The 21,818-nt window shown below is 67.1% G+C and carries 16 protein-coding genes and 1 pseudogene; 8 read left to right on the top strand and 9 right to left on the bottom strand.

Features of this window, described 5'->3' with window-relative positions; all coding sequences use genetic code 11:
- Positions 1-43: 43 nt before the first annotated feature.
- Both GTV32_RS15490 and GTV32_RS15485 read right to left on the bottom strand, forming a co-directional pair.
- Positions 44-724 (bottom strand): nitroreductase, encoded by a 681-nt coding sequence (locus GTV32_RS15490; protein ID WP_161061074.1) that lies wholly within the window; start codon positions 722-724, stop codon positions 44-46.
- A gap of 123 nt (positions 725-847) precedes the next feature.
- On the bottom strand, positions 848-1,675 hold the full coding sequence (locus GTV32_RS15485) for a PIG-L family deacetylase (RefSeq protein ID WP_161061073.1): 828 nt from the start codon (positions 1,673-1,675) through the stop codon (positions 848-850).
- Positions 1,676-1,990: 315 nt separating this feature from the next.
- Between GTV32_RS15485 and GTV32_RS15480 the strand changes: the two genes are divergently transcribed.
- Positions 1,991-3,577, top strand: a complete 1,587-nt coding sequence (locus GTV32_RS15480; protein WP_161061072.1) for an HNH endonuclease signature motif containing protein — start codon at positions 1,991-1,993, stop codon at positions 3,575-3,577.
- A gap of 17 nt (positions 3,578-3,594) precedes the next feature.
- Here GTV32_RS15480 and GTV32_RS15475 read toward each other — a convergent pair whose 3' ends face one another.
- Complete coding sequence (locus tag GTV32_RS15475) at positions 3,595-4,563, bottom strand: PDR/VanB family oxidoreductase (RefSeq protein ID WP_161061071.1); 969 nt, start codon at positions 4,561-4,563, stop codon at positions 3,595-3,597.
- Position 4,564: 1 nt separating this feature from the next.
- Positions 4,565-5,689 (bottom strand): aromatic ring-hydroxylating dioxygenase subunit alpha, encoded by a 1,125-nt coding sequence (locus tag GTV32_RS15470; protein ID WP_161061070.1) that lies wholly within the window; start codon positions 5,687-5,689, stop codon positions 4,565-4,567.
- 130 nt (positions 5,690-5,819) lie between these two features.
- On the opposite strand from GTV32_RS15470, the gene GTV32_RS15465 reads away from it, so the two are divergent.
- Positions 5,820-6,404: a helix-turn-helix transcriptional regulator gene (locus tag GTV32_RS15465; RefSeq protein WP_161061069.1), complete on the top strand. Its 585-nt coding sequence runs from the start codon at positions 5,820-5,822 to the stop codon at positions 6,402-6,404.
- Between the two features lie 11 nt (positions 6,405-6,415).
- Here the strand turns inward: GTV32_RS15465 and GTV32_RS15460 are convergent, their stop codons facing one another.
- On the bottom strand, positions 6,416-7,618 hold the full coding sequence (locus GTV32_RS15460) for an MFS transporter (RefSeq protein WP_161061068.1): 1,203 nt from the start codon (positions 7,616-7,618) through the stop codon (positions 6,416-6,418).
- Between the two features lie 99 nt (positions 7,619-7,717).
- Between GTV32_RS15460 and GTV32_RS15455 the strand changes: the two genes are divergently transcribed.
- Together GTV32_RS15455 and GTV32_RS15450 are read left to right on the top strand one after the other, a co-directional pair.
- On the top strand, positions 7,718-8,608 hold the full coding sequence (locus GTV32_RS15455; RefSeq protein WP_161061067.1) for a LysR family transcriptional regulator: 891 nt from the start codon (positions 7,718-7,720) through the stop codon (positions 8,606-8,608).
- 135 nt (positions 8,609-8,743) lie between these two features.
- Positions 8,744-9,445: a hypothetical protein gene (locus tag GTV32_RS15450; RefSeq protein WP_161062561.1), complete on the top strand. Its 702-nt coding sequence runs from the start codon at positions 8,744-8,746 to the stop codon at positions 9,443-9,445.
- 72 nt (positions 9,446-9,517) lie between these two features.
- Here GTV32_RS15450 and GTV32_RS15445 read toward each other — a convergent pair whose 3' ends face one another.
- From GTV32_RS15445 to GTV32_RS15435, 3 genes are read right to left on the bottom strand one after another with little or no spacing between them, the layout of a single operon-like run.
- Complete coding sequence (locus GTV32_RS15445; RefSeq protein ID WP_161062560.1) at positions 9,518-10,018, bottom strand: hypothetical protein; 501 nt, start codon at positions 10,016-10,018, stop codon at positions 9,518-9,520.
- A complete protein-coding gene (locus GTV32_RS15440; protein WP_161061066.1) occupies positions 10,018-11,280 on the bottom strand; it encodes an ATP-binding protein in 1,263 nt (420 codons plus the stop codon). Before GTV32_RS15440 ends, GTV32_RS15445 begins: the two co-directional genes overlap by 1 nt.
- Positions 11,264-11,899 (bottom strand): response regulator transcription factor, encoded by a 636-nt coding sequence (locus GTV32_RS15435; protein WP_161061065.1) that lies wholly within the window; start codon positions 11,897-11,899, stop codon positions 11,264-11,266. Before GTV32_RS15435 ends, GTV32_RS15440 begins: the two co-directional genes overlap by 17 nt.
- A gap of 95 nt (positions 11,900-11,994) precedes the next feature.
- On the opposite strand from GTV32_RS15435, the pseudogene GTV32_RS24085 reads away from it, so the two are divergent.
- Both GTV32_RS24085 and GTV32_RS23875 read left to right on the top strand, forming a co-directional pair.
- Positions 11,995-13,335: pseudogene (locus GTV32_RS24085) on the top strand (DUF2254 family protein); the annotation flags it as partial.
- 119 nt (positions 13,336-13,454) lie between these two features.
- Positions 13,455-14,183 (top strand): DUF2254 family protein, encoded by a 729-nt coding sequence (locus GTV32_RS23875; protein ID WP_272918236.1) that lies wholly within the window; start codon positions 13,455-13,457, stop codon positions 14,181-14,183.
- A gap of 20 nt (positions 14,184-14,203) precedes the next feature.
- Here the strand turns inward: GTV32_RS23875 and GTV32_RS15425 are convergent, their stop codons facing one another.
- Positions 14,204-15,280 carry an alpha/beta hydrolase gene (locus tag GTV32_RS15425; protein ID WP_343287346.1) on the bottom strand — a complete coding sequence of 359 codons (1,077 nt, stop codon included), beginning with the start codon at positions 15,278-15,280 and terminating at the stop codon, positions 14,204-14,206.
- 435 nt (positions 15,281-15,715) lie between these two features.
- On the opposite strand from GTV32_RS15425, the gene gltB reads away from it, so the two are divergent.
- Complete coding sequence (gene gltB / locus GTV32_RS15420) at positions 15,716-20,302, top strand: glutamate synthase large subunit (protein ID WP_161061063.1); 4,587 nt, start codon at positions 15,716-15,718, stop codon at positions 20,300-20,302.
- Complete coding sequence (locus tag GTV32_RS15415; RefSeq protein WP_161061062.1) at positions 20,295-21,749, top strand: glutamate synthase subunit beta; 1,455 nt, start codon at positions 20,295-20,297, stop codon at positions 21,747-21,749. The genes gltB and GTV32_RS15415 overlap by 8 nt, the downstream gene beginning before the upstream one ends.
- The last annotated feature ends 69 nt before the right edge of the window (positions 21,750-21,818 follow it).

Genomic DNA, 21,818 nt, shown 5'->3' with positions numbered 1-21,818 from the left:
GCGTCCCCGGGCCGGATCACGGACGTCCTGACGCGTGTGGTCGCTACCGTCCGAACCCCACAAAGGTGGCGGCTTCCTCGACCGACTTGCGCTCGGAGACCACGGCATTGGCCGGGAAGGCGTCGTCCGGCCAGCCCAGTGCGATGCTCTTCATGATCACCTGGTCGTCGGGGATGCCGGCGTGTTCTCTCACCACCGGCGATTGCATGATGCCCTGACTGTTGATCACCGCCCCCAGACCGCGAGACCAGGCCGCGTTGACCAGGGCGGTGGAGACCGCGCCACAATCGAACGGCGTGTCGTCACTGCCGTCGAGGATGCGGTCGTAGGTCACGATCACGCACACCGGGGCATCGAACTGACGGAATCCTCGCAGCACCCAGTCCATCCGCATCTCTGCGTCGTCGCGGGCGATGCCCATCGCGCCGAACAGTTGTTTCGCGACCTGGACCTGACGGTCACGATGCGTGCCGGTGAACTTCTCCGCTCCCGTCCGGAACTCGCGTGAGTGGGGTACGCCGGCAAGGTTGCGCTCGGTGTTTCCCGCCCGGATGCGATCCAGCGGTTCTCCCGTGATCACGTGGAAATTCCAGGGCTGCGTGTTCATCGACGACGGGGCCCGCATCGCGAGGGTGAGGATTTCCTCGATCAGCTCCCGGGGGACGGGGTCGGGGGTGAATCCGCGGATGCTGCGACGCCCCAGGATCACTTCGTCGTACTGCATCGTCGATCTCTCCTTGCGCGAATAGCCGAAAGCCCGTTTGCCAGGTTACATCCGAGAGTTTCACCCCGGAGTTGTGCTTCCCCGACAAGCGGAACGGAGACCTCTGACCGACCCACCGGTCCGCTAGTCCGTCGGCGGCTCGTCGAGCCACCAACCGCGCACCATCCCGGCCGGCCGGCCGGGCTCCATGTAGTGCTCGGTGCCGAAGGCGAACGGGAACATCTCCACCGGTATCTCGAGGAGTTGCTTGACGTCGGTCTGACTGGCGTGGCATGCGAGCGCCTCGCGTTTGGTCATCACGTCGTCGCCGAGGTCGACCGCCCAGTGCAGTTCGGCCTCGGCCGTGCCGATCGGGTTCCCGTCGTCGCCCGCGGTGTCCGGGTCGAATCCCTCCATGCCCATCTCGGTGGTGAGCACGAACATCTGGCGCATGAGGTCCCGGTTCATCGTGACCTCGAGGTAGCGCGGCCGCTGTGCCGCGAGTTCCACTGCGGCGACGGTCGTCTTGTGCAACATGATGTGATCGGGATGGCCGTAGCCACCGTGCCAGTCATAGCCGACGACGACGTCGGCGCCTTCTTCGTCGAACAGGTCGGCCAGCCGCCGCGCCGCCTCGCTGACGTCCGCTCGGGCGAAGACCCCGTCGGTGTGGTTCTGCGCCCAGCCGGTCATCCCCGAGTCTCCGTAGCCGAGCCACGCCACCCGTGCGGTACCGGTGATGGCCGCGGATGCCTCCGCCTCGCCGCGCCGACGACTCGCCACCGTCTCGCCGGGCGCCAGGTCGTCGGGCACGTCACTGGCGATACTCCCCTCGCTGCGCTCGACCGGATCGCCGTCGGTGCAGTAGACGACGACCACGCGGTGACCCTCTCGCGACGCTCGGATCATGCTGCCCGCGGTGCCGGTTCCCTCGTCGTCGGGGTGGGCGTGGACGAAGACGATTGTGCTCATGGGTAGATCATGCTCGGTGCCGCGTGGGTCGAGTTGACGGCGTCCGACACTGCGACCGGTTGAGGCGATTTCAGTGCTACCGGTGTCAGTGAATCGACGGGTCACTGGGACGGGGCCGCTGGTGAGCGTCCCACGTTGCGCGAGAGGCAAGGCCCCGAGCACCGCAGAGATCGAATCGTCACAGGTGGCTCCGGCATTGGCGACCGCTATAGCCCGCAAGCCGCCGACAACATCGGGAGTGAATTGGTCCACAGCTCGATGTGCCTATGAGATGAGCCGACGAAACTTGTCGGTGGCCGCCGATAGGTTGGTGTCATGCAATCGAGCGCACCGGCGTTGGCCCAGATGGCCGACGATGAGCAGCACTCGGCCACCGAGTTGGTCGAGGTGCTCCATCACACCACCGCGGTGCGCGCAGCCGCCGACTACCGGATGTTGCAGGCCGCCAGTCTCATCCACGACGAACGTGAACAAGACCACCTTGTACGCCTGGCCGCCGAATTGGGTGAGCAGTCGACATCGCTGGCCAACCTCGAACGCCTCGCCCAGCGCGCGGCCGCCGGCGACAACCCACGCGCCCGCTTCGGCCCCACCGGCCTCGAGGCCGCCATCGCCGAAGTCGGTGCCGCGCTGACCGTACCCCCGGCCCGCGCGCGGGAGTTCATCGAAGCCGGCAGCGTGCTGCGCCACCAGTTGCCGTTCGTCGGTGCCACCCTGGGCACCGGGCGCATCGATCTGCACCGCTTTCTCGCAGTGGTGCGTCGCACCGCCCTGTGCACCCCCGAGAAGCTCGACCTGCTCGACAAGATCATCGCCGCCGACATCGAGACCCGCGAACCGATGTCGATGACCCGCTTCCTGGCCATGATCGACAAACACATAGCCACCCACGATCCTGCCGCCACTCGCCGGCGCCGCGAACTCGTCGATTCCGACCGCAACATCAGCGTGCGGCCCGACCGCCACACCCCCGGCCAGTCCCGCATCGGGGGGTCGCTGCCCGCCGAACACGCCGCAGCCATCGACGCCCGCCTGACCGCGATGGCCGTCGGCGTGCACGGCGACGATCCCCGCACCGCTGCGCAACGCCGCGCTGATGCGCTGGTCGCGCTGGCCAATGGTGCCGGCGCCCTCGACTGCCGGTGCGAAACCTGTACCCCCAGCCCCGACGGCGCTGACATCGACCCGGCCGACGTGGATTCCACCGACGTGGATTCCACTGACAGCGATCCCGCCGACAGCGGCACCGGCGTCGATGTAGTACCCGCCGACTCGCCGTGTGCTCCGCGCGCGACTTTCCACATCGTCGTCAATCTGAGCAGCCTGCTCGGCCTCGACGACGACCCGGCCTTCCTCGACGGCCAGGGCATCCTCGATGCCGACACCGCCCGCCGCCTCGTCGCCGAGGCGCGACGCAGGTACGTCCGGCCAGACGTCGTCGCCGAGCCGCAGTCCATCGACCGCTACGCGCCGAGCAAGAAGCTCGCCGACCAGGTCCGGTCGGGCGAGTTGTGCTGCAGCTTTCCCGGCTGCAACAACAGCGCCTTCCACGCCGACGTCGACCACGACATCCCGTTCGCCCAGGGCGGTCGCACAGATCCGCGAAACCTCAAGCCGCTGTGTCGTTTTCACCATCGCATCAAGACCTTCGCGGCGGGCTGGCGCGACTACCACGACCCCCTCGGTGAGGTGTTCTTCCAGTCGCCCACCGGCCACACCTACCTGGGCAACGCTTTCACCGGCCACGACCTGTTCGCATCCGTCACGCGCACCACTCGACCACCGGATGATCCCGCACGACAACGCATAGACACCCTCCGCACCCGACGTGCGACGTCGATCAAACGTGCCGACAAACGGGCGATGGACCGGTGGAACGCGGAGAATCCGCCACCTTTCTGAGGTCGGGCACTGCTAGGTCACGGCACATCCAGGACGAGCCTGCCGCCGCCGCGCGGATGCACCACCCGCGAAACGCAGCTGCACAGCTTGTCTGATTGTGCTTTCTGCTTCTCGCTGAAGAACACATCTCGATGGTCGATGGTGCCGTCGGTGTCGATCACGTCGACCTGGCACAGGCCGCATTCGCCCTTGCGGCAGTCGAACATCATGTCCACGCCCGCCCGCTCGAGGGCGTCGAGGAGTGAGTCGCCCTTTCCGACCGACGTCGTCACATCCAGACGGGGGATGCTCACCACGAAGTCCTCGGCCTCGAACCAGCCGCTGTTGCCGAACGTTTCGTAGCGAAGGTTCGGCAGAGGCAGTTCACGGTCGAGCCAGGCGCGTCGTACCGCGTCCATCAGCCGGATCGGTCCGCACATGTACATCTCGGTGTCGGTCTCCACCTCGCCGACCAGCGACGGGACGTCGAGCCCCTGACCTTCGTCGTCGACGTGCACCTCCAGGCGGTCGCCGTGCGTGGCGACGAGATCGGTGAGGAAGGCCATGTCGGCCCGACGGCGTCCGACGTATACGAAGCGGTAGTCGGCGCCGACCCGGCGGAGGACCGCGGCCATCGCCGCCATCGCGGTGATCCCGATGCCGCCGGCGACCAAGACGTAGCGAGGTGCGCCGACGCGGAGCGGGAAGTTCTGGATCGGTGCGGTCAGGTCGATCTCGTCGCCCGGCCGCAATGAGTGCATGAACTGCGATCCACCACGCGACGTCGGGGACAGGCGCACGCCGAGCGTGACACTCCGGCCGTCCGTTCCGCCGGAGACGATGGAGTACGAGCGGATGTCTCCATCGTCGATGCGGACGTCGACGTGCGCGCCGGGGGCGGCACGTTGGGCCTGTTCGGTCGCGATCACTATCTCGGCGATCCCGTCGGCAGCGGCGCCGACGGAGGTGACGCGACCGCGCTGCCAGCTGATCTTGTTGTCCGCCATGTCAGTTCACAACTTGCGCGGCGAGAGAACTGATGTCGGAGGGGGAGTCGGACCGCTCGGCCTCGATCATCCGCTGGATGATGCGACGCACCCACATCCCACCGGCGTCGATGTTGAGGTTGTAGAACTCGTGGTCGGGGTGCGCCTCGATCGCCTTCTGCTGCGCCGTCAGCATCAACTCGTCCTCACCGAAGACCCGGTGGACGCCGTCACGGAGCTGGGTGGTGATCAGCTGGCTGTCGAGGCAGTAGTTGCGCATGAAGGCCCAGAAGTACAGCGAGGTCTTCCTGTCGACCGGTGTCATCGTGTTCATCACGAACCCGTTGACGCCCTGACCCCGGTCGCCTTCGGGAGCACCGGTGCCGGCCTTGGCGACGCCGACATCGATGCGGATGGTCCCGGGCGCCTGGAACTCGATGATCTGCCAACGGTCGACCTTGCCCTCGAAGCCCGGGAACTTGTCACGCATGTTCTTGAGCCAGAACGGCGGAGCGTCGATGTCGTACATCCACCGGCTCACCGTGACGGTCCGTTCGTCGTGAGTGACGGAGAAGCCCGAGTCGCTGAGTTCGTCCTGACCGATCGAGGAGGCGTGGACGAACTCCTCGTGGGTCAGATCCATCAGATTGTCGAGCACCAGTTGGTAATTGGCTTCCACCTCGATGGTGCGTCCGTCGCCGGCCCAGTCGGGTGAATCCATCTGGAACATGTCCGGGATCAGGGCGGGGTCTGCGAGCGTGGGATCGCCCGGCCACACCCAGAAGAACCGATGCCGCTTCTCGACGGGGTAGGAGGCCACCATCGCGGAGGGATTGATCGTCTCCTGCGCCGGCATGTGGGTGCAGCGCCCGGCCGAGTTGTACCGGAGACCGTGATATGGGCATTGCAGCTCGTCGGTGCCGACCCGCGTCCCCATCGACAGCGGGGCCAGCCGGTGCCAGCATGCGTCGGCCAATGCCACCGGCCGTCCTTCGGAAGTGAGGTACAGCGCCATCGCCTTGCCCGCGACGGTGCGTGCCACCGGTGTCGCGGTGGAGAGTTCGTGATCCCACGCCGCGACGTACCAGGCGTTCACGGGGAAGTCCATGTTGGTGGCGGTCGCGCCACCCGGTCCGAGGTCGGTCATGAGAGGTCCTTGCGTGTCGATGGCGGTCCGTTCCGGGCCCACTAACTATGTCCATAGTGAGTTAGTGAGGTGGAGCACACACTATCTACGGATATAGTGATTCGCAACACGGACGACCGTCTGAGGAGACATGAGCCTTCGTCACGCGCTGCTCGCCCTGCTCACCGCGGGGCCCCTGACCGGCTATGACGCCGCGAAGCGATTCGGCGGCTCGGTGGGCCACGTCTGGCACGCCCCGGATTCGCAGATCTATCCCGAGTTGAAACGCATGGAGCGGGACGGGCTGGTCGCGGGCGAAGAGGTCCGGTGGGGCCCGCGCAGCACCAAGACCCAGTACAGCGTCACCGACGACGGGATCGAGGCATTCCGTGCGTGGATGAACACACCCCTCGGTCACGCTCCGGTGCGCGATGCCCACCACATGCAGGCGGCCTATTTCGAGTGGGCCGAACCCGATGCCGCGCGCGAGATCCTGCGACGGCACATCTGCTACCACACCGAGCAGGTCGAGCTGCTCACAGAGGTGCGCGACGGGATCACGGCCGGCACGGACCCGGCCATCGTGCGCAGACTCGACAGGTATCCCGCGAGCGAGCACGCCCGGATCATCGCCTACAAAGCACACACCTACGAGGGCATGATCAGCCGCGCGCAGGCTGAAATCGACTGGGCGCACAAGGGTCTCGAGCTCATCGAGCGGCTTGAGGGCACCTGAGGCGTCTGGGCTCAGCGCCTCGACAGCACCGTGAGCGCAAGACCCACCGCGACGAGCACTCCGACGTAGCCCGCGACCCCGGCCCAACCGAACGCCGAGAAGGCCAGTCCGCCGAGCGCTCCGACCACCGAACTGCCCAGGTAGTAGTGGAAGAGATAGAGCGACGAGGCCTCCGCGCGGTGCTCGGTGGCACGTGCGGACACCCACCCACTGGCCACCGAGTGCGCGGCGAAGAACCCGGCGGTGAACAGGAGCATGCCGACCAGCACCAGGGGAAGGGTGTCGGGCACGGTCAGCGCCAGCCCTCCGAGCATCGTGCCGACCGATGCGATGAGCACGCCTCGCCGACCCAAGCGGTCCGACAGCCGTCCCGCGTAGGTCGACGAGAACGTGCCGGCCAGGTACATGAGGAACACGGTCGCGACCACGGCCTCGCTCAGGTCGAACGGGGGACGCAGCAAGCGGTAACCGAGGAAGTTGTAGACGGTTACGAAACCGCCCATCAGGACGAAGGCGAGGACGAACAGCGGCAGCAACCGTGGGTCACGCAGGTGGGCCATCAGATGGCGTGCAGTGATCTTGGGTGAGACGCCTTGAGGGCTGAAGAACCGCGATGCGGGAACTGTCCGCCAGAACACGAGCGCAAATCCCAGCGAGACCAGACACGCCGCCTCCAGTGCCCACTGCCAGGACACCAGATCCGCCGCGATACCGGGGACGAGGCGGCCCGTGAGGCCGCCGATCGTGGTGCCCGCGACATAGCGACCCATCGCGGTGCCCAGCGACGCGCCGTCGACCTCCTCGGCGAGATAGGCCATCGCGACCGCCGGGACGCCGGCGCACAGCGCGCCCTGTAAGGCGCGGCCGACGAGCAGGACCTCGATCGTCGGCGACCAGGGGAGCACGACACCGATGATCGAGGCGGCGAGTGCGGAGATCACCATCACCCGGACCCGTCCATACCGCTCGGACAGCACGCTTGCCGGGATGATCGCGACCGCGAGGAATCCGGTGGTCAGCGAGACCGCGAGCGCAGAGGTGGTGGGGGAGACGCCGAAGTGGTCGGAGAGTTGCGGCAACAGGGCCTGCACGTAGTACAGGGCCATGAATGTCGTCATACCTGCCGCGAACAATGCGGTGGTGGCGCGACGATAGCCAGGCGAGCCCAGTTTGTGCCGGGTGGTCGGCGGTGAGGTGGTCGTCGTCGAGGTCATCGTGGTCAAGCGTGGGCCTGCCCGGCTACCGATCAAAATGAATCGATGATCACGAGCACATTCATATCTGAATAACACCAGCTAGGATCGACATCCAGTATGAATGTGCACCACGAACTCGATTGGTTCATCGTCATCGCGGAGACGGAAAACCTGACCGCAGCTGGTGAACAGGCCCACGTCTCCCAGCCGACCCTGTCGCGATTCGTCGCCCGGCTCGAACGTGACGTCGGGGTGGCGTTGTTCGACCGGCACGGTCGGCGTCTCGTTCTGAATCGTTTCGGGCAGGTCTATCTGGAGCGCGCTCGCCGCGCCCGCGTCCAGCTCGATGCCGCCCACCGGGAGATCGACGAGATGCGACGGCCGGCGCGAGGTGTGGTCCGGCTCGCCTTCCTGCATTCGTTCGGTGTCGCGATGGTGCCGGGCCTGATCAGGCGGTTCCGCGACGAGAATCCCGAGGCCCGGTTCACGCTGACCCAAGACGCTGCAGCCACCGTCGTCGACCGCGTGATCAGCGGCGACGCCGATCTCGCGATCGTGTCGCCGCGACCGATGCGCGCCGACATGGCCTGGTTCGCCATCGCCGAACAGAAGCTCGCGCTGGTGGTGCCACGGGAGCACCGATTCGCCGACCGCTCGGCCATCGGACTCGCGCAGGCGGCCGACGAGGAGTTCATCGTGATGGAACGGGGGTTCGGCATGCGCCGCATCTTCGATGAACTGTGCGCGGCCGCCGACATCGCACCGACGATCGCGTTCGAATCGGCGGAACTGTCCACCATCACCGGGCTGGTCGGTGCGGGTCTCGGGATCGGTCTCGTACCCGTCGACGAGGCGGGCGTGTACAGCCGGGGCCCGGAGGTCTCGCTGATCCCGTTGTCGGGCGAATCGCGCGAGATCGGGGTGACCTGGTTGAGGTCGCGACCCCTCCCGGAGACGGCAGAGCGTTTCCGCGCATTCGTACTCGCGGATACGGGGGCTGTGCAGTAGTTTTCGTCGACCGCATCTTTCTATTTCGGATATCGAATGAAGTTGGGGGTGGATATCCCGGAGAAGTCTTTGTTAGCTTCGTGGAGTTGTCCGTCGAAAGATGACGCCGAAAATGAATTGGAGGCGAAGCACCAAATGCGACGAAATATGATCCGTGGAATTGTTGCCGGAGCAGCTGCGGTCGGCGCCGCAGGTCTGGCGGTACCGGCGGTGGCCACCGCCGCGCCGGTGAACGCGATGAACTGCGCCAAGGTTGCCACGCCTACCAGCCCGAACGGGTGGGGGAACACATTCCCCGACGAACGTGGTCAAGCGGGCAAGGTGACGGCGACGAAGGTCGTGGATGACGATGGTTCGCTGGAGTTCATGACGACCGAACAAATGCCACGTCAAGCCTCATATCACGCGGCGGGAAAACTCCCTCTAGTTGATGTCGCAAAGAATCCACTCAGCTTCGAGAAGTCGGCAGGGAACGCGAATTGGCAGATCCGCGTGACCGGCGCGAATGTGAACTCGGCTGACGGATTCGCGACACTTGTCTGGTCCGCCCCGGCCGGCGCAGGCAAGGAGGACGCCAGCAAGTCGAACCAGTGGTGGGCCACTCGCGACCTCCCCGGCATCCCGAAGGGTCAGAACGCGACGCTCGAGAAGCTCACCGAGGCGGCCAACAGCGACAGCCACAAGACCGTCGTCGACCACTACGGCATCTCCAGCCAGCCGAACGACAAGACCGGCAAGGTGAACGTCGACAACGTGTCCTTCAACGGCTGCACGACGAACTTCGCCGCGACCGGTGGAGCCGGAGCCTTCGGCTCGCTCGATTCGCTGATTCCCTGATACAGCGTCACGACCACGGACGGGCCCGCGACCACTGATGGTCGCGGGCCCGTCATCATCGGACGGTGGCACTCACCACTGGTCGAAGACGACGTTGGTGGCGGGGTAATGGCTGCCGAAGGTATGACCGAGCCAGTACTTCGACGCGCCCGGACCGGAGATTCCGCTGGTGCCGATGTTCGTGTTCGACTGCGAATTGAGGATCTCGTAGGTCGCGGTAGGTCCGCTGGTGCCGATCCGGTACGCGACGTTGACGGCCAACTTCGTACCGTGGGGCGCCACGGCGGTGACGGTCTCGCTGGCTCCGGGGCCGAGAGTCTGCCTCGGGCCGTTGACCCAGACCCCGTTGCCGCTGGTGCCGGAGCCGACGAGATGCTCGACCTTGTCCGTGTGGTTGGTGATCGTCATCGCGACCGACGGCTCGCCGGGGTGGGTGACCGGCATGGTGCCGGCATGTGCGGCCCCGGCGCCGGCGAGTCCGATGCCGACTGCGGCGGCGACTCCGGCGATCCCGACGGTGGCTGCGGTGATCCGGGGGGGGCACCCCGTGGACGCGGCCGGGCGACTGAGCATCACGGCCGTGGCAGTGGGATCTCCGCGATCGCGACGGTGCCACCGCGAGGGTGCGGCCCGACGCGCAGCGTCCCACCCTGTCCTTCGAGACGCACCCGCCGCGAAGCCAGGCCGATATGGCCACCGGCAACCCGTCGGTCGAGCTGTGCGGGATCGACGCCGACGCCGTCATCGACCACCACGATCCGCGCCATACCTTCGTCCGCCTCGGCGGTCAGGTCCACCGCGGTCGCGCGAGCATGCTTGACGACGTTGGTGAGGAGCTCCCGAGCGGTGGCGAACAGCACCGGATCCACCGGTGTTCGCCGGTCGTCCGGCCATCCGGCAGTGTCGACGGTGACGGTGAGGGACGTGCGGTGTTCGACGGACCGGGCGAGGTCGGTGAGGGCGACCGCCAGACCGGCTTGTTCGAGGACGGCCGGATGCAGCTCGCCGAGCGTGGACCGCAGCAGTCGCGCCGACTCGCGCAACGCCTCGTCGATCCGCGCGATGCTCTCGGAGTCCCGGCCGTTGTCGCCGAGCGCGGCGAGTTCCTGTCTGGCGCCGAGCACGTACTGTAACGCGCCGTCGTGCAGATGCTCGGCCAGATCGCGGCGTTCACGCTGTTCGATCTGCATCACGTCGTCGAGCAGCCGACTGCGTTCGGCGGCCAGGGAGCCGATGGTCACCACTCGGGAACGCTGGAGCCGCGACAGCAGGACCGCCCCGAGCGCGAGAACCCCGATCACCGCGGTGCTCAGCAGGATCACCGACCACGGCCGCCCATTGGGCACACGGGCGATGGCGTTGGCCACGAAGTAGACCGCGACGGTCGGGACCACCACCGCCGCGCACACCAGGGGGCGCATGCCGATGGCCGCGATCATCGGGAGGAGCGCGAAGCCGGCAACCAGAACGTCTGTGGTCCAACTGATCTGGTCCGACTGGCTGGCGACCGCTGTCACCGCCACCAGCACCACGAGGTCGACGAACACGGTGAGCCACGCGAAGCGGATGGCGAGCATGCCGGCGCGCGGCGCGAGGAGTACACCGAGCAGGCACCACGCGACGTACAGTGCGGCGATCACGATGCAGACACCCGCCGCGTATGCCGGAGGCTGCAGGGCCACCGCCAGGAGGACGAACACCGAGAGGAGGAGGCGCAGCAGCACCTGAATCCGAATGCCCTGCAACGCGTGGTCGACCAGGATCGTGTCGATACGTTGCTCGTCGGCGAACTCGGCCGGCCCCAGGAGAGGGGCCGGGCTACTCGAGGAGGCCACGGCGCATCGCCTCGGCGACCGCTGCCGCGCGATCGGAGACGCCCAGCTTCTCGTAGAGCCGCTGGGTGTGTGTCTTGACCGTCGACGCCCCGATGTACAGCTCGGCGGCGACCTGCGGGATCGAGAGTCCCCGCGCAAACCCGGTCAGCACCTGACGTTCGCGCTCGCTGAGCGTGGGTGCATCCGGTTGCGAGCGGATGCGGATCTCACCGACGAGACCGGCCGCGAGATCGGGCGGAACCACCGTCTCGCCCTTGGCCACCCGGGTCACCGCGCCGACGATCTCGTCGCGGTCGGCATCCTTGGCGAGATAGCCGGCCGCACCTTCTTCCAACGCACGGAACACGATCGGGCCGTCGGTGACCGCGGACAGCAACAGCACCTTGGTCCGTAGTCTGTCGCGTGCCACCGCGTGGGCGACCTCAACCCCGGTCATGCCGGGCATCTGATAGTCGACGACGGCCACATCCGGCAGTTCCCGGCGGATCACCTCCAGACCTTCGGCGCCGTCGCCGGCCTCTCCGACCACGGTCACGCGCCCGCTCTGAGTGAGGCCGCGGGCAACCCCGTCGCGGAAGAACGGGTGATCATCGACGACGACCACGGTCACCAGGTTCATCGGCTCAGGATAGGGCGACCCGTGCAGCGGCGACGGGGAATCCGTCGGCCGCGGAACCGCCGAACCCGGCCGTCGGGCCGCAGTAGTGTCTGAGCATGGCGCGGTGGTTCGATCAGACAATCGTCGACACGGGTCGGCTGCCGCTGTTCTTCCTGCTCATCGCCTTTGTGTCGACGTTCCTGTTCATCCGTTTCAGCGTCCGTATGATCCGCGCGGAGGTCAGCTGGTGGCCCGGGAACGTGACCCCAGGCGGAGTCCACGTCCACCACGTGTTCTTCGGGATGATGCTGATGCTGTTGTCGGGGTTCGGTTTCGTGGCCGTCGACCCCTTCCGCACGCCCGTCCTCGACTGCACGCTCGCCGCCGTCTTCGGCATCGGGAGCGCTCTCGTTCTCGACGAGTTCGCGCTGCTGCTCCATCTCCGGGATGTCTACTGGTCCGAAGAAGGTCGAACCTCGATCGACGCGGTGTTCGTCGCCGTCGCCGTCGGTCTGCTGTTCCTGGTGGGGCTCCAGCCTTTCGGGGTCACCGACGTGGTCGGCGAGTATCGCGACGCCCAGGACGCGGTGACACGCATCGTCGTCCTGGTGGTCGTCGTGTTCGATGTCGCGCTCGCGACCATCACCCTGCTGAAGGGCAAGGTGTGGACAGGCCTGCTCGGCCTGTTTGTGCCGATCCTGCTGTGGTTCGGCGCGATCCGTCTCGCCCGGCCACACTCACCGTGGGCACGCTGGCGTTACCGCACCCGCCCGCGCAAGCTGGCGAAGGCGATCTCCCGCGAGGAGCGATACCGGAAACCGTTGGTGCGGTGGAAGATCGTCGCCCAGGAGGCAGTCGCCGGACGTTTCGGCGTCCCCGAGAAGCCGGTCGTCGCGCCACCACCCGCCCCCGCCGCCGCGAACCGGAGGGAGCGGATGCCCGGAGCCGTCGCCTCGGCGATCCGGTGGCGGCGAACCAGACGTCAATTGCGTACGGTGCCGACCTGGCGTCTGCCCGTCGTGCTCGTGACGGTGGCCATCGTCGCGGCCTGGGTGACTGTCGGGCTCGACGAGGTCCTGGAGCTGCAGGTGGACGCCGGAACACTGGCCACCTTGCTGAGTGTGATCGCCGGGTCGATGGCGACACTGACCGGCCTGGTGTTCACCGCGGTGACCTTGGCCATGCAGTTCGGGGCCTCGTCGATCTCGGTGCGGGTGATCCCGATGCTCCAGCAGGAACCGGTGATGCGGTGGTCCACGGGATTCTTCCTCGCGACCTTCGTCTACAGCGTGATCATCGCGATCGACCTGTCGGTCGGGGACCCGAACGGGCCGACCCCCGGATTGTCGACGGCGATCGCATTCGTGCTCACCACCGTGAGCGCGTATCTCTTCATCGCACTGGTGGTGAAGGTCGGTGCCATCCTCAACACGGCGCATCTGCTCCGGTGGATCGCGCGCGACGGCCGGACAGCGGTGTACCGGCAGTACCCCTCGAGGAGTTCACCGGCAGCGACGACGAGGTGGGCACGGCCTCCGTCGCCGACGCGGTCGATCTCCCGGTTGCGGTCATCACGATGGCGGAGATCGCGACGCGGGGCCGAACACTGCTCGCCGTCGACGTCGCACGGCTCGAGCGTCACGCCATCGACTGGGACGTGCGGATCGAGGTCCTGGTGTCGGTGGGCGACCACGTACCCCAGGGCGTGCCGGTGGTGGAGGCCCGCGGGGACATCGCCGATGTGGACCCGGCGCGCGTACGCGCCTGTCTGCTCTTCGGTGACGCGAATCAACCGTCGGTGAGTCCGGCCGCTGCGCTGCAAGCGATCTCCGACATCGCGCTCAAGGCGATGTCGTCGGGCGGCAACGATCCGACCGTCGTCGTGCAGGCACTCGACCACACCGAGGAACTCCTCCTGATGCTCGCGCCCCGCGTCCGCGCGGCGGAGGCCTCGGCGCCGTCGGCGGTCGTCACCGGCGTACGGAGACGGTGGCCGGATTATCTGGCGGTGGGCACCGACGAGATCCGCAGGCACAGCGTCGGGCAGGCTCAGGTGCAACGCCGTCTCCGGGCGTTGTTCGCGACCCTGCTCACGGCGTGCGCGCCCAGCCAGCGGGCACCGATCCAGGAACGGCTGGTGATGCTCGATGCCCAGGCCCGCCGGGACTGGGCGGACGATCTCGATCGGGAGCTGGCCTCTGCGGCGGATCGCCAAGGCTATGGGTCGGAGTGGGGGCGTTTGCACGCGCCCGCACACTTTCACCGGCCCGCCACGCCGGGAGAGCTGCCGGAGGATGGTCGGTGACGTGGCGCGGCCGGTGACGGCTACGCAGGGCGACGCGGGGGCCGTGAGTCCGACGTCGGTGTGCGACCGGCGCTGGGCAGGCCGGTCATGAAATCGGCTGCGAGGCCCAGTGCTCGGCCCGACTCGCGGGAGAACCGCGGGAACATCTGGAAGACGTGGCCTTGGTCGGGCCACTCCTGCAGTGTCACCTCGGCGCCGGCCGAACGGAGTGCGCGGTGCATCGCGCGCGCGTCGTCCCCCATCACCTCGAGACCTCCCACCTGGATCAGCGTCGGCGGCAGCGCCATCTCGCGATGCAGCGCGATCCGCATCCGTCGGTGATCGGGATCGGCAGATCCGGTGTAGAGGCGCAGGATTCGTTGTGCTGCAACGGCATCGATGATCGGATCGCGTACTCCGCGGAGCTGGCTGGCCACCGCCAGAGAGAACGTCGGATCGTACAGGGGCGAGAACATCACCACCCCGGCCGGTTGTGGGGCGCCGGTTCGATGGTTGTCCGCCAACAGATCGGCGGCGAGGTGGCCACCTGCCGAGTCGCCGGCCACGACGATCCGATCGGCGCGGAACCCGGCGGCCAGGAGCCAGTGATAGCCGCGAATCGCGTCGTCACCGGCGGCCGGGAACACGTATTCGGGGCCGAGACGGTAGTCGAGGCTGAAAGCCGACCACCCGGTACGGCGGGAGAGTCGGGCGACCAGTCCGCGATGGGTCCGGGCGGAACAGACGACGTATCCGCTGCCGTGGAGGTAATAGATGATCGGTTGGTCGGTGCTCGAGGGGTGGGCGGGGCCGGCGTGTGCGCTGACCCACTCACCGAGGACCCGGCCACCGCGCACCCCCTCATGGTCGTCGGCGGCGAACACATCCCGCACCGCCGCCACCCTGGTACCGGCCGGCGCCGGCGACATGGCGGCCAGTGACCGGTTCAGCCCGGGCCGCATCGCGCTGATCAGTCGGGCCGGTGGAACGGCGCCGCCGAGGCCTGCGGCGGTCATCAGAGGGTGGGAGACTCGCGAGAGGTATCCGTTGACGGCGCGCGAGCGCCACGAGCCGCGTCCGGTTGGCGGCCACTGCTGCGTCGAAGTGGGCGATCGCACCTCTTCGACGCTAGAGGATCCGGGCAGGTGCAGCAGCGGATCCGCCCGAGTGTCCCGGGTGGGCACCGGTGGGCGATCGCAGAGGGCAGGCGCGTGGGGCCGAAACGGGGGTCAGATGGCGGGTACGCTGCGGAATCATCACGGTTGTGCTATCCGGATTTCGATACCGGGCACCCGGCGTGAGAAAATGACTCACAATGCTTTCGCAGAGCAGGGTGGTGCCGGGTAGACGAGGTCTGACCCGGGTGCGCCGTCAGCAACGACGCTGACACGGGCACCGCCACTTGGCCGAAGAAGACTCCCAGGTCAGCCCAAGGATTCGGGGGGATTCGCGACAAGCCGGTGGTCGGTGTCCACGAAGACACGTCAACGGTGTCCCACGGACACATAACGGTGATTGCGTGCGCAGCGTCGCGCACAGAGTGAGGCGAACTTATGAAGCATGCTCCGGGCCCCATCGGGCTCTATGACCCGGTCAACGAGCACGACTCCTGCGGTGTCGCATTCGTTGTCGACATGCACGGACGACGCAGCCGCGACATCGTCGACAAGGCGATAACCGCACTCGTGAACCTGGAGCATCGCGGAGCCGCGGGCGCCGAGCCGAACACCGGCGACGGCGCCGGGATCATGATCCAGGTGCCCGACCGCTTCCTGCGGGAATCCGTGGACTTCGAATTGCCCGCCGAGGGCTCGTACGCCACCGGCATCGCCTTCCTCCCGCAGGGCTCCGAGGATGCGCGCATCGCGACCGAGGGCGTCGAGAAGATCGTCGAGGCCGAGGGCCTGACCCTGCTCGGCTGGCGCGAGGTCCCCACCAACGAGAACTCGCTGGGTGCGCTGGCTCGTGACGCGATGCCGACGTTCCGCCAGGTCTTCATCGGCGGTGCCGAAGGGATGGATCTCGAGCGGAAGGCCTTCGTCGTCCGCAAGCGTGTGCAGGCCGAACTCGGCACCAAGGGTGCCGGCGCCGACGGCCCGGGCCGCGAGACCGTGTACTTCCCGAGCCTGTCCGGTCAGACCTTTGTCTACAAGGGCATGCTGACCACCCCACAGCTGCGCGAGTTCTACATCGATCTGCAGGATTCGAGGGTGGAGAGCGCGCTCGGGCTGGTGCATTCGCGCTTCTCGACCAACACCTTCCCCTCGTGGCCGCTGGCCCATCCGTTCCGCCGAGTGGCGCACAACGGTGAGATCAACACGGTCACCGGCAACGAGAACTGGATGCGGGCGCGCGAGGCGCTGATCGACCCGGCGTTGTTCGGAGACGGTGACGTCGCCGCCAAGATCTTCCCGACCTGCACCCCGGGCGCCTCGGACACCGCACGTTTCGACGAGGTGCTCGAGCTGCTCCACCTCGGCGGCCGCACCCTCCCGCACGCCGTGCTGATGATGATCCCCGAAGCGTGGGAACGCCACGAATCGATGAAGCCGGAGCACAAGGCGTTCTACGAGTACCACTCGGCGCTGATGGAGCCGTGGGACGGACCGGCCTCGGTCTGCTTCACCGACGGCACCGTCGTGGGCGCCGTGCTCGACCGCAACGGGCTGCGCCCGAGCCGGGTCTGGGTCACCAAGGACGGCCTCGTGGTGATGGCGTCGGAGGTCGGCGTGCTCGACATCGACCATGCCGACGTGGTGCAGAAGATGCGGTTGCAGCCGGGCCGGATGTTCCTCGTGGACACCGCCGCAGGCCGCATCGTCGACGACGAGGAGATCAAGGACGAACTCGCCGGCGAGCACCCGTACCAGGAGTGGCTCGACAAGGGTCTCGTGCACATCGACGATGTGGAGGCACTGCCGCACGTCCACATGGCGCATGACCGCGTCGCGCTGCGTCAGCAGGTGTTCGGTTACACGAACGAAGAGCTGAACCTCCTGGTCGCGCCGATGGCGAAGACCGGCGCCGAGGCCATCGGCTCGATGGGTACCGACACCCCGATCGCGGTGTTGTCGGCCCGTCCGCGCATGCTCTTCGACTACTTCCAGCAGATGTTCGCCCAGGTGACCAACCCGCCGCTGGACGCGATCCGCGAAGAAGTGGTGACCAGCATCGGCGGCACCATCGGCCGTGAGGCCGACCTGCTGCATCCCGGCCCGGAGTCGTGCCGGCAGATCATGCTGCCCCAGCCGGTGCTCGACAACGACACGCTCGCCAAGCTCGTCCGCATCGATGACAACGCCGAGCTGCCGGACTTCACCAGCGCCCACATCCACGGCCTCTACCCGGTGGCCGAGGGCGGCGAGGGTCTGCGCCGTGCACTCGACGAAGTGCGTGCCAAGGTCAGCGCGGCGATCGCCGACGGCGTCTCGATCATCGTGCTCAGCGACCGGGAGTCGGACGAGAAGCTCGCACCGATCCCGTCTCTGCTGCTGACCGCGGCTGTCCACCACCACCTGGTGCGTGAGCGCATGCGCACGCGCGTCGGTCTCATCGTCGAGTCCGGCGACTGCCGCGAGGTGCACCACGTCGCCACCCTGATCGGTTTCGGCGCCGCCGCGGTGAACCCCTACATGGCCTTCGAGTCGATCGAGGACATGGTCGAGCGGGGTGCTCTCGGTGACATCGACTTCCCCACCGCGCGCAAGAACTACATCAAGGCCGCGGGCAAGGGCGTGCTCAAGGTGATGAGCAAGATGGGTATCTCCACCCTCGCCTCGTACACCGGTGCGCAGTTGTTCCAGGTCATCGGCCTCTCACAGGACACCGTCGACGAGTTCTTCACCGGCCTGAACAGCCAGCTCGACGGCATCGGTCTCGACGAGATCGCCACCGACGTCGCGACGCGGCATGCGCTGGCGTTCTCCGACCGGCCGACCGAGCGCGCCCATCGCGAGCTCGAGGTGGGCGGCGAGTACCAGTGGCGTCGTGAGGGCGAGTACCACCTGTTCAACCCGGACACGGTGTTCAAGCTGCAGCACTCCACACGGACCGGGCAGTACAAGGTCTTCAAGGAGTACACCAAGCTCGTCGACGACCAGGCGTCGAAGATGGCATCGCTGCGCGGCCTGTTCGACTTCAACTTCGGCGACCGCGACCCCATCCCGATCGAGAAGGTCGAACCGGCCAGCGAGATCGTCAAGCGGTTCTCGACCGGTGCGATGAGTTTCGGCTCGATCTCGGCCGAGGCCCACGAGACACTGGCGATCGCCATGAACCGCCTCGGCGGGCGATCGAACTCCGGTGAGGGCGGCGAGGATCCGCGTCGTTTCCACCACGACGAGAACGGCGATTGGCGCCGCAGCGCGATCAAGCAGGTGGCGTCCGGCCGTTTCGGCGTGACGTCGCACTACCTGAGCAACTGCACGGACATCCAGATCAAGATGGCGCAGGGCGCCAAGCCCGGCGAGGGTGGACAGCTGCCGCCGCACAAGGTCTACCCCTGGGTCGCCGAGGTTCGTGGTTCGACGCCGGGCGTCGGCCTCATCTCGCCGCCGCCGCACCACGACATCTATTCGATCGAGGATCTCGCGCAGCTCATCCACGATCTGAAGAACGCGAACCCGCAGGCTCGGATTCACGTGAAACTGGTGTCCGAGGTCGGGGTCGGCACGGTCGCCGCGGGTGTCTCCAAGGCCCACGCCGACGTCGTGTTGATCTCGGGCCATGACGGCGGCACCGGCGCCACGCCGCTGACGTCGATGAAGCACGCGGGCGCACCCTGGGAGATCGGCCTCGCCGAGACCCAGCAGACCCTGTTGCTCAACGGACTCCGCGACCGCATCGTCGTCCAGGTCGACGGGCAGCTGAAGACCGGCCGCGACGTCGTCGTCGCTGCCCTGCTCGGTGCCGAGGAGTTCGGCTTCGCGACCGCACCGCTGGTGGTGTCGGGCTGCATCATGATGCGCGTCTGCCACCTCGACACCTGCCCCGTTGGTGTCGCGACCCAGAACCCGTTGCTGCGGGAGCGGTTCACCGGCAAGCCGGAATTCGTCGAGAACTTCTTCATGTTCATCGCGGAGGAGGTGCGCGAGCTGCTCGCCCGCCTGGGCTTCCGGACCCTGCAGGAAGCCGTCGGCCACGTCGAGACCCTCGACACGGCAAAGGCGCTGGCGCACTGGGGCTCGGCCAAGGCCGGCAAGCTCGACCTGTCGTCGGTGCTGGCCATGCCCGAGTCGCCGTTCATGAACCAGGACCTCTACTGCTCCGGGGTCCAGGATCATTCGCTCGACAAGGCACTCGATCAGCAGCTGATCGCGCAGAGCCGTGAGGCCATCGATCACGGCACCCGCGTGTCGTTCAGCTCCAAGATCACCAACGTCAACCGGACCGTCGGCACGATGCTCGGTCACGAGGTCACCAAGGCCTATGGGGCACACGGGCTTCCGGACGGCACCATCATGATCGACTTCACCGGGTCAGCGGGCAACAGCTTCGGCGCGTTTGTACCGAAGGGCATCACGCTCCGCCTGGAGGGCGACGCCAACGACTTCGTGGGCAAGGGTCTGTCGGGCGGGCGCCTGGTGGTGCGGCCGGCGCGCAACGCCCCGGAGGGCTTTGTCGCCGAACAGAACATCATCGCGGGCAACGTCATCGGATTCGGCGCCACCAAAGGGAAGATCTTCCTCCGAGGTGTGGTCGGTGAACGATTCTGTGTGCGCAACTCGGGTGCGACCGCTGTGGTCGAAGGCGTGGGCGACCACGGCTGCGAGTACATGACCGGTGGACGCGTGGTGGTGATCGGCGAGACCGGGCGAAACTTCGCGGCGGGCATGTCGGGCGGTATCGCCTATGTCTATGACCCGGGCCGCAAGCTCGGTGACAATCTCAACACCGAACTCGTGGAGATCGAGGAGCTCGAGGACGAAGACGTCGAGTTCCTGGCAGGCATCGTCGACGAGCATCGCGCCGAGACGGATTCGCCGGTCGCGGCCGCCATCCTCGATGACTGGGATACGGCGCAAAAGCATTTCGCCAAGGTGATGCCGCGTGACTACAAGCGCGTACTGAAGGCGATCGATGCCGCCGAGCGCGAAGGACGAGACGTGAACGAAGCGATCATGGAGGCCGCACGTGGCTGACCCCAGAGGTTTTCTCAAGCACACCGAGCGGGAGCTGCCCGACCGTCGTCCGGTCGAGCTCCGGCTGCTGGACTGGAAAGAGGTCTACACCGACTTCGACAAGTCGGAGCTGCGCACGCAGGCCAGCCGCTGCATGGACTGCGGTATCCCGTTCTGCCACAACGGTTGCCCACTCGGAAATCTGATCCCGGAGTGGAATGACCTGGTCTACAAGGACCAGTGGCGTGAGGGTATCGAGCGGCTGCACGCCACCAACAATTTCCCGGAGTTCACCGGGCGGCTCTGCCCGGCACCGTGCGAATCCTCGTGCGTGCTCGGCATCAACCAGCCGGCCGTCACGATCAAACAGGTCGAGGTCGAACTGATCGACAACGCCTTCGAGAACGGCTGGGTGACCCCGGTGCCGCCGACCGAGAACACGGGCCGATCGGTCGCCGTCGTCGGTTCGGGCCCGGCGGGTCTCGCCGCTGCACAGCAGCTCACCCGTGCCGGACACGACGTGACGCTGTTCGAGCGTGCCGACCGCATCGGTGGCCTGCTGCGCTACGGCATCCCGGAGTTCAAGATGGAGAAGCGGCATATCGACCGTCGCCTGGCCCAGATGGAGGCCGAGGGCACCGTCTTCCGGACCGGGGTGAACGTCGGCGTCGACATCACCGTTGACCAGCTGCGTGCAGACTTCGACGCCGTGGTGCTGGCGAACGGTTCCACCATCGGTCGTGACCTGCCGATCCCGGGTCGCGAACTCGACGGTGTGCACCAGGCGATGGAATTCCTGCCGCAGGCGAACCGGGTCCAGCTCGGTGACACCGTCGAAGGTCAGATCTCCGCCAAGGGCAAGAAGGTCGTGATCATCGGCGGCGGTGACACCGGTGCCGACTGCCTGGGCACCGCACTGCGGCAGGGTGCCGAGATCGTGCACCAGTTCGAGATCATGCCCAAGCCGCCGAACGAGCGTGCGCAGTCGACTCCGTGGCCCACCTATCCGCTGATGTACCGGGTGTCCTCGGCCCATGAAGAGGGCGGCGAGCGGGTCTTCTCGGTCAACACCGAGGAATTCACCGGCGCCGATGGCACGGTGACCGCGTTGAGGGCGCACGAGGTGGTCATGCGCGACGGGCGGTTCGAGAAGGTCGAGGGCAGCGAGTTCGAACTCGAGTGCGATCTCGTCCTCCTGGCCATGGGCTTCGTCGGACCCGAGCGCGCCGATTTCCTCGACAAGCTCGGCGTCGAGTACGACCAGCGCGGCAACATCAAGCGCGACGACAACTTCGCCGCCATCGGTCAGCCGGGCGTCTTCGTCGCCGGCGACGCCGGTCGCGGTCAGTCGCTGATCGTGTGGGCGATCGCCGAGGGCCGTTCGGCCGCGGCGGCCGCCGATGCGTTCCTCGCCGGCCGTAGCGACCTGCCCGCCCCGATCGTCCCCACCCAGGTTGCGCAGCGCTGATCCGCTGATCTGACACAGGCGGGATCGTTTGTCCCGGATTTCATGATCCAGGGGCGAATCATCCGCGGA

This window comes from Gordonia sp. SID5947 (genome assembly GCF_009862785.1).
GTDB lineage: Bacteria > Actinomycetota > Actinomycetes > Mycobacteriales > Mycobacteriaceae > Gordonia.
The sequence above is the reverse complement of the archived record's forward strand: the minus strand, read 5'-3'. Positions and strand labels throughout refer to the sequence as shown.